General features: G+C 35.3%; 15 protein-coding genes. 1 reads left to right on the top strand and 14 read right to left on the bottom strand.

What is annotated here, in order from left to right:
* Positions 1 to 54 precede the first annotated feature (54 nt).
* From atpG to KQI85_RS02480, 8 genes are read right to left on the bottom strand one after another with little or no spacing between them, the layout of a single operon-like run.
* Positions 55 to 912, bottom strand: coding sequence for an ATP synthase F1 subunit gamma (atpG, locus tag KQI85_RS02515; protein ID WP_216574526.1), 858 nt, complete (start codon positions 910 to 912; stop codon positions 55 to 57).
* A 35-nt stretch (positions 913 to 947) separates the two neighbouring features.
* Positions 948 to 2453, bottom strand: coding sequence for a F0F1 ATP synthase subunit alpha (gene atpA, locus KQI85_RS02510; RefSeq protein ID WP_216574525.1), 1506 nt, complete (start codon positions 2451 to 2453; stop codon positions 948 to 950).
* Positions 2454 to 2485: 32 nt separating this feature from the next.
* Complete coding sequence (gene atpH / locus KQI85_RS02505; protein WP_216574524.1) at positions 2486 to 3034, bottom strand: ATP synthase F1 subunit delta; 549 nt, start codon at positions 3032 to 3034, stop codon at positions 2486 to 2488.
* Entirely contained in the window at positions 3022 to 3537 is a 516-nt protein-coding gene (gene atpF, locus KQI85_RS02500; protein WP_216574523.1) for a F0F1 ATP synthase subunit B, read from the bottom strand. Before atpF ends, atpH begins: the two co-directional genes overlap by 13 nt.
* Before the next feature lie 45 nt (positions 3538 to 3582).
* The gene (atpE, locus tag KQI85_RS02495; protein ID WP_216574522.1) at positions 3583 to 3852 is read right to left on the bottom strand and encodes an ATP synthase F0 subunit C; all 270 of its coding nucleotides are present in this window, start codon (positions 3850 to 3852) and stop codon (positions 3583 to 3585) included.
* Positions 3853 to 3896: 44 nt separating this feature from the next.
* The gene (gene atpB / locus KQI85_RS02490; protein ID WP_371820520.1) at positions 3897 to 4640 is read right to left on the bottom strand and encodes a F0F1 ATP synthase subunit A; all 744 of its coding nucleotides are present in this window, start codon (positions 4638 to 4640) and stop codon (positions 3897 to 3899) included.
* A 4-nt stretch (positions 4641 to 4644) separates the two neighbouring features.
* Complete coding sequence (locus KQI85_RS02485; RefSeq protein WP_216574521.1) at positions 4645 to 5046, bottom strand: ATP synthase subunit I; 402 nt, start codon at positions 5044 to 5046, stop codon at positions 4645 to 4647.
* A gap of 2 nt (positions 5047 to 5048) precedes the next feature.
* Positions 5049 to 5267 (bottom strand): AtpZ/AtpI family protein, encoded by a 219-nt coding sequence (locus KQI85_RS02480; protein WP_216574520.1) that lies wholly within the window; start codon positions 5265 to 5267, stop codon positions 5049 to 5051.
* Positions 5268 to 5499: 232 nt separating this feature from the next.
* Between KQI85_RS02480 and KQI85_RS02475 the strand changes: the two genes are divergently transcribed.
* Entirely contained in the window at positions 5500 to 5988 is a 489-nt protein-coding gene (locus KQI85_RS02475) for a DUF402 domain-containing protein (protein ID WP_216574519.1), read from the top strand.
* A gap of 107 nt (positions 5989 to 6095) precedes the next feature.
* Here the strand turns inward: KQI85_RS02475 and KQI85_RS02470 are convergent, their stop codons facing one another.
* The 6 genes from KQI85_RS02470 to KQI85_RS02445 form a co-directional block, all read right to left on the bottom strand.
* Positions 6096 to 6584 carry a dCMP deaminase family protein gene (locus KQI85_RS02470; RefSeq protein ID WP_216574518.1) on the bottom strand — a complete coding sequence of 163 codons (489 nt, stop codon included), beginning with the start codon at positions 6582 to 6584 and terminating at the stop codon, positions 6096 to 6098.
* 210 nt (positions 6585 to 6794) lie between these two features.
* Positions 6795 to 7424, bottom strand: coding sequence for a uracil phosphoribosyltransferase (upp, locus tag KQI85_RS02465; RefSeq protein WP_216574722.1), 630 nt, complete (start codon positions 7422 to 7424; stop codon positions 6795 to 6797).
* 65 nt (positions 7425 to 7489) lie between these two features.
* Positions 7490 to 7921, bottom strand: a complete 432-nt coding sequence (gene rpiB, locus KQI85_RS02460) for a ribose 5-phosphate isomerase B (RefSeq protein WP_216574517.1) — start codon at positions 7919 to 7921, stop codon at positions 7490 to 7492.
* Positions 7922 to 8068: 147 nt separating this feature from the next.
* The gene (locus tag KQI85_RS02455) at positions 8069 to 9127 is read right to left on the bottom strand and encodes an L-threonylcarbamoyladenylate synthase (protein ID WP_216574516.1); all 1059 of its coding nucleotides are present in this window, start codon (positions 9125 to 9127) and stop codon (positions 8069 to 8071) included.
* Positions 9128 to 9156: 29 nt separating this feature from the next.
* On the bottom strand, positions 9157 to 10044 hold the full coding sequence (locus tag KQI85_RS02450; RefSeq protein WP_216574515.1) for an N-acetylmuramoyl-L-alanine amidase: 888 nt from the start codon (positions 10042 to 10044) through the stop codon (positions 9157 to 9159).
* A 100-nt stretch (positions 10045 to 10144) separates the two neighbouring features.
* A complete protein-coding gene (locus KQI85_RS02445; RefSeq protein WP_216574514.1) occupies positions 10145 to 11857 on the bottom strand; it encodes a glycosyl hydrolase family 18 protein in 1713 nt (570 codons plus the stop codon).
* Between the last annotated feature and the right edge of the window lie 75 nt (positions 11858 to 11932).

The following is an 11932-nucleotide window of genomic DNA, read 5'->3' as shown; positions in this document are numbered from 1 at the left end:
CACAGTTCTTAATTCGCATAAAATGTAATCTGCAATTATATAATATTCTTTCTATTATGATATAGCCTCGGCACCTGCAATAATCTCTGTAAGTTCCTGTGTAATAGATCCCTGACGGGCTCTGTTATACATAAGTGTAAGACTGCTAATCATATCATCAGCATTGCTTGTTGCTGAATCCATTGCCTGCATTCTCGCACCGTTTTCACTTGCAACAGCTTCTACAAGCGCACCATATATAAGGCTATAGATATATTTTGGTATAATGACATCCAGAGCCTGTGTCTCTTCCGGCTCATAATTCATCAGAGTCAAATCGCCATCACTGCTCTCACCTGCAGCACTCTTATCTATTGGTAAGAGTTTTACAAGTTTTGGTTCGTGACTTACCGTATTCTTAAATGATGTATAGGCAAGATAAATCTCTCCGAATTCATCTGCTTCAAAACCTTTAAGTACAGCTTCACCGATATTCATGGCATCTGTATATAATGGCTCATTAATTACATCAGAATAATCTCCTGCAATAGTATAACCTCTTCTGCTTAATGCGTCTTTACCTTTATTTCCTACTGTATAGAGAACTATATCTTCCTTAGGAATATCTCCACCTGTAATTAACTTAGTGATATTACTATTATATCCTCCGGCAAGACCTCTGTTTGAAGTGATTACGATAATCGCTTTTTTCTTGGAGTTTCCTGCCTTTAGATATTTGTAGTCTATATCACCTGTTTTTGCAAGCATACTTGCAACAGTTGTATACATGTGGTCAAAATATGGTTTTGACATCTCTGCACGGGTTCTTGCCTTTTGCAGTTTTACAGTAGCAACAAGCTTCATGGCTTTTGTGATCTGGCCGGTACTCTGGATACTCTCTTTACGTCTTTTTATATCTCTCATTGACGCCATGAAATATCACCCTTTTCCTTTTATAAAGCCTGTTTTTATCTGAACTCTTTCTTGAATTCTGTTATTGCCTTTACGAGAGTCTTTTCTGTCTCTTCATCAAGAACTTTTGATTCTTTGATCTTCTTAGGTATCTCAGCATATTTAGTATCAATGAATTCAAATAATTCTTTTTCAAATCTCTGTACATCTGCTGTATCTACATCAAGAAGATATTTGTTAGTTGCAACATAGATTATGATTACCTGATATTCTACAGGCATTGGTTTGTACTGAGGCTGTTTTAATACTTCCTTAATACGTTCACCTTGTGCTAACTTCTCTTTTGTATCGGCATCAAGTTCTGAACCGAACTGTGAGAATGCTGCAAGTTCTCTATACTGTGCAAGTTCAACTCGAATAGGAGCTGCAATCTTCTTAATAGCTTTGATCTGAGCAGCACCACCAACTCGTGATACTGAAAGACCGGCATTAACAGCAGGTCTGAAACCTGAGTTAAACATCTCTGTCTCTAAGTAGATCTGACCATCAGTGATTGATATTACATTAGTAGGGATGTATGCTGATACGTCACCTGCCTGTGTCTCAATGATTGGAAGTGCTGTAAGTGAACCTCCACCTAATTCATCTGATAATCTTGCTGCTCTTTCAAGCAGTCTTGAATGAAGATAGAAGACATCACCTGGGTAAGCTTCACGTCCTGGTGGTCTACGAAGAAGTAATGAGAGTGTACGGTATGCAGTAGCGTGCTTGCTTAAGTCATCGTATACTACAAGAACATCTTTTCCTTCCTCCATCCATTCTTCACCTATCGCACATCCTGAGTATGGTGCAATATACTGTAATGGTGCAAGTTCACTGGCTGTAGATACTACTACAGTTGTATAACTCATAGCACCGTATTCTTCTAATGTTTTTACAATTGAAGCAACTGTTGATGCTTTCTGTCCTATTGCAACATAGATACAGTTAACACCCTGTCCCTTCTGATTAATGATTGTATCGATGGCGATAGCTGTCTTACCAGTCTGACGGTCACCGATAATTAATTCTCGCTGTCCTCTTCCGATAGGAACCATGGCATCAATAGCCTTAATACCTGTCTGAAGTGGTGTGTCTACTGATTTTCTTGAGATAACACCTGACGCAACTCGTTCTATCTGACGATATTTGTCTGTTACGATTGGTCCTTTGCCATCAATAGGCTGTCCAAGTGCATTAACAACTCGTCCAAGCATAGCGTCACCTACTGGTACTTCTACAACTCGGCCTGTTGTCTTAACTGTATCACCTTCATTGATGTTCTTTGAATCACCAAGTAATACAGCACCAACATTATCCTCTTCAAGGTTAAGAACCATACCAAAAATATCGTTAGGGAACTCTAAAAGTTCGCCCTGCATTGCATTCTCTAATCCATGGACACGTGCGATACCATCAGCTACCTGAATAACAGTACCAACATCTGATACTTCAAGCTCTGTTGAATATTTTTTAATCTGTTCCTTAATAACTGAACTGATCTCTTCTGGTCTCAAATTCATGGAGCTTCGCACCTTCTTTCTGTAATGTATATTTAAGCAAGCTGGATCTTTGTAAGATCTTTTGTAAGCTCACTTAGTTTTGTTTTTATACTACTGTCTACAACTCTGTCGCCTATACGGATTACCATTCCGCCGATAAGACTTTCATCTATCTTATAGTCAACTTCAAGTTTGACATATTTAGTAGTAGCGAGCAGCTTTTTAACAAGCTCCTCTTTTTGAGTTTCACTAAGTTCCATAGGTGTTGCAACTGTTACAACTCCTATATTCTTATATTCTTTAACTCTTGCTGTAAAATATTCAAAAGTCTCAATAATGTTATTCTGTCTTTCCTTATCAATCATGATTGTTAAGAATCCAACAAGATTATCTGACACTTTCTTATCGAATATTTCTTTTACTAATTTGATTTTTTCTACTTTATCAATCTTAGGGTGATTCAAAAGTTTGAACAGATCCGGATTTGTCTTTAGCGCTTCCTCTACTGCTATAACTTCTTCACTGATAGAATCAACACAATTTTCTTCTACGGCAAGTTCAAAAAGTGCATCACCATATGTTTTTGATACTAACTTAGCCATGTGTTATCACCCATCTCTTTAATAGTTTCCTCAACAAGAGAACTCTGAATATCTGTATTGATTGAATTTCTTACAACCTTTGCTGCCATTAATGACGCAACTGTAATCATCTCCTGCTTAATATCATCAGCAGCTTTCTTCTTCTCAAGTTCTGCCTCTTCATTAGCTCTTGCAATGATTCTTGCTGCCTCTTCCTTGGCTTCTTCAACAATCTGTTCTTCTCGTTTGAGAGCTTTCTTTCTTGCTTCGCTAAGGATTACATCAACTTCCTTATCAGCATTTTTAAGTTTTTCTTCATACATAGCTTTCATCTTTTCAGCTTCATCTTTGTCGCTTAAAGCTTTGTCTATGTTGCCCTGAATTGAATCCTGTCTTTTCTTTAACATATCTCTTACAGGGTTAAAAAGCATATATGACAAGAGTATAAAAAGTATGAAAACGTTAATTGCTAATATTATGGCATCCTGCAGTAACTGGGGATCCAAATCAAATATTCTTTCCAAGGTTTCGCCTCCCTTCGGCACAAAAATCGGTTATTTAACTAAAATCTATTTAAGTTTACCTGGAAGTGGGTTAGCGAATAACAGAATAATAGCTACAGCGAAACCGTAAAGACCTGTTGTCTCGGCAACAGCCTGTCCTAAAAGCATAGTTGATGTGATATCTGATTTTGCGCCTGGGTTACGTCCTACTGCTGCTGCAGCCTGTCCTGCTGCATAACCCTGTCCAATACCAGGACCGACACCTGCGATCATTGCGATACCTGCGCCAATGGCTGAACACGCATAAATTAAAGCTTCGTTTGTGATTTGACTCATAATATTGTCCTCCTTAAAAATAAATTAAATTACATACATGATGTTTATTTTGTTGTACCTATCTTGTCTGTGACATATACCATTGTCAGCATACAAAATACGTATGTCTGGATTGCGCCAGAGAATAAATCGAAGTATATATGCAATACTGCTGGTAAACCAAGTTTTAAGAATATTGGCAACAGTCCATATATAAGTCCCATCATAACTGTTCCTGATAAAATATTACCAAAGAGACGTAATGACAGAGAAAGTGGAACTGCCAGCTCACCAATGATATTAATTGGTGTTAATACAACAGGTTTACACATATCTCCAAAATGCTGTAACTTGTTCTTCCTGACACCATTGATCTGTACCAGGAAAAATGTGATAAGACCCAGCGGTAATGTTACACCGTAGTCTGCCGTAGGTGGCCTAAGACCAATTAAACTCGATATATTACATATTATTATGAATATAAATATCGAACCAATATAATTGGCAAATCTCTTGGCATTTTCACCCATAATACCTGCAACGAACTTATCAAGGAACTCTACTATAAGTTCAATAAAGTTCTGAAATCCGTCCGGTATTTCTTTTGCGTTTTTCACTTTTTTTCGTGCTGCAATAGCAAGTATCAATATCAGAATATCTACTATGAATATCGCAACATGTGTTGTTGTAATATAAAGTTCTTTTCCAAATAATGTATATTTGAAAAGTCCTTTAATCATGAAATCCGCATCAGCCGCCAGGAATCTTCCAACTGAACCAGTGGATAAAGCAGCCATTTGTTCTATCACATTCTCACCTTCCTTTTTCCATAGAATTTCTTCTAATTAATTTATCAGTAAACGGCTGTAGGTATGCCGCTACTTTCATTGATGTTAATCCGACAAGCATAAATATCGGATTGGCTAAATCTATATATATACATATAATCATAATAGCAAGTGATGCCATTATTCTTATTGCGTAAGATTTACGAATTTTATTAAGTGCAGACTTCTCATCCATATCAAGTGCTTTATCGAGTGAGGCATTCATGTGCATAATATAAAAAACTGACATTATAATTCCTATTAAAAATCCAAGCCAGTATGTATGCTCCTCTTTTGCAAGCAAAAGAATTATTATCATTCCAATAATTCCATAAGCCATTATTATTGCTATCATGCCTTTTACAGTTTCATTAATATTACGAAACATCTCTAGCCCTCCTCGTCTCTGTTTGCATCCTTTACAAGAATGTAGCAGTTCCTAAATCCTGCAAGTATCCCAAGCACCATAAGTGGTATAAATGTATGCCAGTGAAATCTATTATCAAGATAGCTTCCCACATACACACAAAGGAATATCGGAACAATCATGCTTATTCCTAACTGTGTAATTAATGACAAAGTTTTAAAAACACTTTTTTTATATTTCATCATGCCACCTGCAACTTTCTTCGACTAATTATAACATTATTCGTAATTTCTACAATCCTACAATATATTGGGAATGTAAAAAATATTTTTTTAATACTGTTTATGTTTTTTTAATTTTATACAATTTTGCAAAAATGTTTTGCGATAATTTGTTTCTTTTTACTCTATTGCCTACACATTATTTTACTGATATAATACAATGCAAGAATATTACCACGAAAGGATGTTGCCTATGCTTCGATTATACCGTAAAAGAATAATTCCAAGTGAAATTATCCCTCTTGATAATGATATTATCCTTTTTGAAGATCCATCATGTATTATAACCAGCTGGAACACGCTAAGGTTTAAGCCTGAATTCGCCAAAGGTTATTCTTATTACGATCTTGAGAATAATATAAAAGTCAGTAAATTCTTAAGTTCGGATAATAAGCTTGTATATTGGTATTGTGATATTCTAAAAATATCATCGGATAACACTTCATATACTTTTACTGATCTGCTCGCAGATGTAATAATATATCCCGATTCGACATACAAAGTCGTTGATCTTGACGAACTTTCGGATGCTGTAAGTCAGAATCTTATATCTTTATCGGATCTGTCAAGTGCTTTAAGAACTCTTGATAATCTTCTTAATATGATATATGACGGTTCTTTTATAAGATATCAGGATATACTTAACAGTTACATGGACGGATGCTTTACAAGTCGCTCTTAGTTATCATAGCAATCGCCAGAGTCTAGTGCAATCTCAGACTTTGGCTCGTTGCCCATATAGACAAAAAACGAGGTGTTTCATATTACACCTCGTTTTTAGACCAGTTGCTATAAAGTTAGTGTAATACTACGGTCTGTATTCTTATATTTAATTATCTCAACTCCTGCTGCTTTTAGCATCATCTTAGATGCTATTACAGAATCTGTTTTTGCATATTTATCATCTGCATATACCACAGTTTTTATTCCTGCCTGTATAATAGCTTTGGCACATTCATTACATGGAAAAAGTGTTACATATATCTTGGCACCTTCAAGACTCACTGTTCCTCTATAATTAAGAATCGCATTAAGCTCACTGTGAGTTGTATAAAAATATTTATTCTCAAGTGGTGCTCCTTCTCTTTTCCATGGGAAGTCTTCATCAGAGCAGCCATTTGGAAATCCATTATATCCCATTGACAATATTCTATTATCAGGACTTACTATACATGCTCCTACCTGTGTACCGGGATCTTTAGATCTCATGGCAGACATCATCGCAACTCCCATAAAATACTCATCCCACGATATATAATCTGTTCTTTTGTCGCTCATATTCTCTCTTCCTGCTGTTACTTCCACTTTCGTGCAAACAGTTTTTCCTTTCATAACTTTTACATACTTACAAGTCTGTTGTTTTAGGTTGCTTTCATACAGGTATAAGTATATTGCATACAATATTCGTCTGAAAGATAAACTGCCAAAAATACATTTCTGCAGTTTTCTCTCTTTTAATATAATGCTAATCCGGCAATAATGCAAATGTTATTTTGTGCCAAATATTCTATCGCCTGCATCGCCAAGTCCCGGTATTATGTAGCCGTTCTCGTTAAGTTTCTCGTCAAGTGCACCTACATATATATCAACATCCGGATGTTCTTTTTGCATTCTCTCAACACCTTCCGGTGCAGCTATTATACACATAAATTTGATATTTTTGCAACCACGTTCTTTTAACATCTGAATCGCAGCTACTGATGAACCACCTGTTGCAAGCATTGGATCTACTACGAATATCTCTCTTTCACTACAATCTTTTGGTAGTTTACAATAATATTCAACCGGCTCTAATGTCTCTTCGTTTCTATATAATCCGATATGTCCGACTTTTGCCGCTGGTATCATAGTCAACATTCCATCAACCATTCCAAGGCCCGCTCTTAATATTGGAACTACTGCAAGTTTCTTGCCTTCAAGTTCTTTAACAGTTGTCTTACATATTGGTGTCTCTATATCAACGTCCTGTAACTTAAGATCTCTTGTTGCTTCATAACACATAAGCATTGCTATCTCACTAATCATCTGTCTGAAATCTTTTGAACCAGTTTCTTTTCTTCTTATAATTCCAATTTTATGTTTGATTAATGGATGTTCCATAATTGTTACTTTTGACATATTATTCACACGGACGTAACGTCCTCTCCTTTTTATTAATTTATCATCAGGTGATTGCAAAACTATTATTCTTCTATCATTGAGATTCTTCTGATATGTCTCTCATCGTTAGAAAACTCTGTATTTAGGAATGTATCAACAATCTTTACTGCAAGTCCGGGACCTACTACTCGTCCACCCATTGCAAGTATGTTGGCATCGTTGTGAAGTCGTGTTGCTTCTGCACTAAAGCAGTCATGGCATAATGCAGCTCTTATTCCTTTTACTTTATTGGCAGCTATTGATATACCAATTCCTGTTCCACATATAAGAATTCCTCTGTCTGCTTTCTTCTCTACTACTGCATTTGCTACTAATTTTGCATATACAGGATAATCAACTGAATCTGTGTTATAACATCCATAATCTTCAAACTCTATGTTGTTTTCTTTAAGATATTTAATTACCTCCTGTTTTAATTCAAATCCGCCGTGATCACAGCCTAATGCTACTTTCATTCTTGTTCCTCCTAAAAAATCTGTTTGTTGGTATTGTTGGTAGTATTACTAAATATATATCTTAACATCTTTATAATATGCATCTTGTCTGATATCCATACATATTATTGCCATGTAAAATATCATAATGTCATTATAAGCTAAATATTATAATCTGACTATGTTACCGCCTGCTGCTTTCATAAGTCTGTTCATTATAGCTTGACCTATGTTCTCTCTTGAGAAGCTTTCTGAATATATATATTCCATATTAAGGTCATCAAAATCCCTTAACTGTGCAAATAGATGTGTGGCAACTGATGTCTGTTCTTTTCTTCTTCCTACACTGAACACATTGTCACATGAGTACTTATCCATACTCTCATCTGTTGCCATTACAGCCGCTTTTTCTCCTCTTTTTTTATGCTCTGCCATCTTCTCTTCTATATATTTTATTACTTTTTCTTCTTCGCCTTCTACTATTGTAAGTGCAGCTTTTGGTGCATAATGACGATATTTCATTCCCGGTGCTTTTGGAACTACATCTTTGCTTACCATTCCGCCTTCTGTTATAGCTTTATCAACCTCAACTTCACCTATCACATCGCTTAGTGCCTCTCTTGTTATATATCCCGGTCTTAGTATTGTTGGCACTTTAGATGTCATGTCTACAATAGTAGATTCAAGCCCTATCTTAACTGCTCCTGAATCAATTATCATATCTATCTTGCCATTAAGGTCTTCTATTACATGTTCTGCTTTAGTTGTACTTGGTCTGCCTGATGTATTGGCACTTGGTGCTGCAATATAACGTCCTGATGCCTTAATAAGCCCAAGAGCTACTCTGTGATTAGGCATTCTTATTGCTACAGTATCAAGTCCTCCTGTTATTGAATATGGTACTATATCACTTTTATTAACTATCATTGTAAGTGGACCAGGCCAGAATGCTTCTGCTAACATTCTTGTCTTTTCATCAACATCTTTTGCAAGTTCATCAAGTGCTTTAACATCTGCTATATGAACTATGAGTGGATTGTCTGATGGTCTTCCTTTAGCTGCATATATCTTAGCAGAGGCTTCCTTATTAAGTGCATCTGCTCCAAGTCCATATACTGTCTCTGTTGCAAATGCTACAAGTCCACCATCTCTTATTATCTGACCTGCTTCTCTAAATTTGTCTTCTGATACGTCATCTTCACTGATTTTGATTATTTTTGTTTCCATTTTTTCTTTCTCCTTATTCAGGCATTGTATTAATATTTCATCTCACCAGTATATGCTTTTATACCTTCGCCTATCGCCTTAGCTATAAGAATCTGATATTCTTCTTGTGATAATCTGTCTGCTTCTTCTCTGTTTGAGAGAAATCCACATTCGACTATAACAGTTGGGCATTTTGTATTAATAAGCATATAGTAACTGTCATTGGCTTTTTCAGTCCTTGTATTATCCGGATCTGCAATATTTTTGATACTTTCCTGAATTATATTAGCAAGTTTTTTGCCTTCTTCTGAATGGGTATAAAAAAATACCTGTGCACCTCTTACAGCTTCATCTGTAAAACTGTTTTGGTGTATGCTTACTGCTATGTCCGCTTTTTCGCTATATATTATATCACATCTTTTTTTCATGTCACTAGCTTTTTTATTACTATCGCTGTCTAAGTATAATCCTGAATCACTATCTCTTGTAAGATATACCTTAAATCCTTCTTTTTCAAGATATTCTTTAAGATGTATTGATATCTCAAGATTAATCTCTTTTTCATATCTTCCATTAATACCGACTTTACCTGAATCCATGCCACCATGACCGGGATCTATTACCACTGTCTTAGTGTACAAATTCTCTGTACTGTTGTTAGAATTGCTTTTATCTAAATTACTATTATCTAAATCATTTTCATTAAGATTGTTAATATTAGAATTATTGTTTTTAGAATCTCTTTCTTGCCTATTTGTATTATCTGTATATATATCATTGTTTATACTCTGCTCATCTGTTATGTATATGCTATTGCTATCTATATCTTCTTTAGTTCCTGTATATGTACTCTTTATTCTTATATCTGTCTGTGACAGAATCCATACTGCTGCTATCATAAGTACAGCCATTATTACTTCTAATAATTTACGCTGCATAATATGTCTCTTTCCTCTTTTATAAGTTTTCTTAACATATTATGCAGCGCATCTTCTCTTAATGAATGAATATTTTATTTATGAAATTATGATTTTTTTATTAATTATTAATATATTTTGGTATTACATCCCACACGTCTTCACTTTCAAGTCCAAGTTTCCAGCACGCAACACCGGCAAGATCATACTTATCTATAAGTTTCATCTTTTCTTCGATTGATCTTGCATCTTCAAGCCACATCTTACATACTGAGCCGTCATCATTAACATATCCACCATAATACTGGCCACATTCCTCATTCCATTCAACAAGGTTTGATGATGCATATAAAAGTTCTTTTGATGTATTCATATCATACGTCTTAGATGTGACATTCACTTGTCCATTCGCATCTGTAGTCTCTGTCCATAGTCGTGTATAAAAAGGTATTGCATTAATTAGTTTTTCTTTTGGAACATCTTCTAATGTATCTTTAATACCTGCTTCAACGAATCCTATTGATGCTACCGAACCACTCTCCTTGCTTGTTCCCCAATGTTCATCATATCCCATGACTATCACATAGTCGGCAACTATTCCCTGTTCTTTACGATTATAGAATTCTGTTGACTCTGACGGAACATAATCATCTATTGATAATACTATTCCGTTGTTATGACACTTTATTGCAAGTTCTCTTATGAACTGAATATATGCCGGTCCACATGATCTATCAAGTGACTCAAAATCCACATTAAGTCCATCAAGCCCATTGGCTACTGCCTGTCCTACAAGCTGATTAGCAAGATTTTCTCTGCTTGTCGTATGTGCAAGAAGTTCATACATATCAACTTTTATCTCAAGATTGCTTACAAGTCCCCAGACTTCATATCCCTTTGCCTTAGCACTCTGCACGTATGAGTAGTCTGCGAGTGAATTAATATTGCCCTGTGTATCGCTTAATTGAAACCATGTTGGACATATTGTGTTAACTCCTTTTGTTCTGTCCATAAGTTCCCATATTTTAGCATTGGCTTGCACATTTGTCACCTGATGAAAAACAAGACTTATATCATAATCTTTTTTAATTCCTGTATAAACTATGTCTGTATATTCAATTGTTCTTGTCTGTTCTCCTCTGTCTTTTGCAAGATGTTTATTACTTATATATCCAATATATCCTTCTTCGGTCTTAACTTTTGTCCATCCGTCAATCTCTTCTATTATCTTAAGTTCTTCACCTTTTTTTACATCTGCAACTATAAGACTCTTAATTCCACCTTTTCTACGAATTACTGATTTTTTCTTGGCTTTAACAGTCTGATAAATGCCATCCACACTATACAGATAGAGTCTTCCCGGATTCTCATAGTATTCATAATCAATCTTAGTATATTTTTTAATATAATCAAGTGCGACATATACATTCTGACCATCTATCTTAACTATATCATATTCAGTATTATTCTTCTGGCCTGACACTGTATATTCTTTTGTTCCTGCATAAGTCTTAATCACATCTTTATCTGTTGTATATATAAGAAGTCCTTCATAACTGTCCCAATAGAATCTCTGGTTAAAATTAGAAGTCACGTCATCTATATCTATGTATATATTATTATCTATCACTTTCACAAGATCTTCTGTCATCACATCATTGTATATAAGTGCTGCATCACTGCCATTCACATTATAATATTCATTAATATCAACACGCTCTTTACCAGGTGTATATCTCTGTATAACTTTTACTATAACTACCCCCAAAAGTATTACAAATATAAGTGCTGTAACTACAAAAAGTGGTATAAATTTTTTTACTTTTTCTTTCATAAAATCCCCTTACCGAAGCTCACTTATCTGTCCGGTACCTTTCCTTTCCCTTTTATCCATTATTAAGCATCCTTA

Origin of the sequence: Falcatimonas sp. MSJ-15 (assembly GCF_018918265.1) — a bacterium.
Classification (GTDB): Bacteria; Bacillota; Clostridia; order Lachnospirales; family Lachnospiraceae; genus Falcatimonas.
Note: the sequence above shows the minus strand (reverse complement) of the source record. Positions and strands in the feature narration are given on the sequence as shown.

What these genes read in the sequence shown, in the direction of transcription:
- KQI85_RS02470 (WP_216574518.1), bottom strand. Translation starts at nt 6,584, where the DNA reads ATGAGCGACAAAAGAACAGATTATATATCGTGGGATGAGTATTTTATG.
- atpA (WP_216574525.1), bottom strand. Translation starts at nt 2,453, where the DNA reads ATGAATTTGAGACCAGAAGAGATCAGTTCAGTTATTAAGGAACAGATT.
- atpH (WP_216574524.1), bottom strand. Translation starts at nt 3,034, where the DNA reads ATGGCTAAGTTAGTATCAAAAACATATGGTGATGCACTTTTTGAACTT.
- KQI85_RS02450 (WP_216574515.1), bottom strand. Translation starts at nt 10,044, where the DNA reads ATGCAGCGTAAATTATTAGAAGTAATAATGGCTGTACTTATGATAGCA.
- KQI85_RS02475 (WP_216574519.1), top strand. Translation starts at nt 5,500, where the DNA reads ATGCTTCGATTATACCGTAAAAGAATAATTCCAAGTGAAATTATCCCT.
- KQI85_RS02480 (WP_216574520.1), bottom strand. Translation starts at nt 5,267, where the DNA reads ATGAAATATAAAAAAAGTGTTTTTAAAACTTTGTCATTAATTACACAG.
- rpiB (WP_216574517.1), bottom strand. Translation starts at nt 7,921, where the DNA reads ATGAAAGTAGCATTAGGCTGTGATCACGGCGGATTTGAATTAAAACAG.
- KQI85_RS02485 (WP_216574521.1), bottom strand. Translation starts at nt 5,046, where the DNA reads ATGTTTCGTAATATTAATGAAACTGTAAAAGGCATGATAGCAATAATA.
- KQI85_RS02455 (WP_216574516.1), bottom strand. Translation starts at nt 9,127, where the DNA reads ATGGAAACAAAAATAATCAAAATCAGTGAAGATGACGTATCAGAAGAC.
- KQI85_RS02445 (WP_216574514.1), bottom strand. Translation starts at nt 11,857, where the DNA reads ATGAAAGAAAAAGTAAAAAAATTTATACCACTTTTTGTAGTTACAGCA.
- atpE (WP_216574522.1), bottom strand. Translation starts at nt 3,852, where the DNA reads ATGAGTCAAATCACAAACGAAGCTTTAATTTATGCGTGTTCAGCCATT.
- atpG (WP_216574526.1), bottom strand. Translation starts at nt 912, where the DNA reads ATGGCGTCAATGAGAGATATAAAAAGACGTAAAGAGAGTATCCAGAGT.
- upp (WP_216574722.1), bottom strand. Translation starts at nt 7,424, where the DNA reads ATGTCAAAAGTAACAATTATGGAACATCCATTAATCAAACATAAAATT.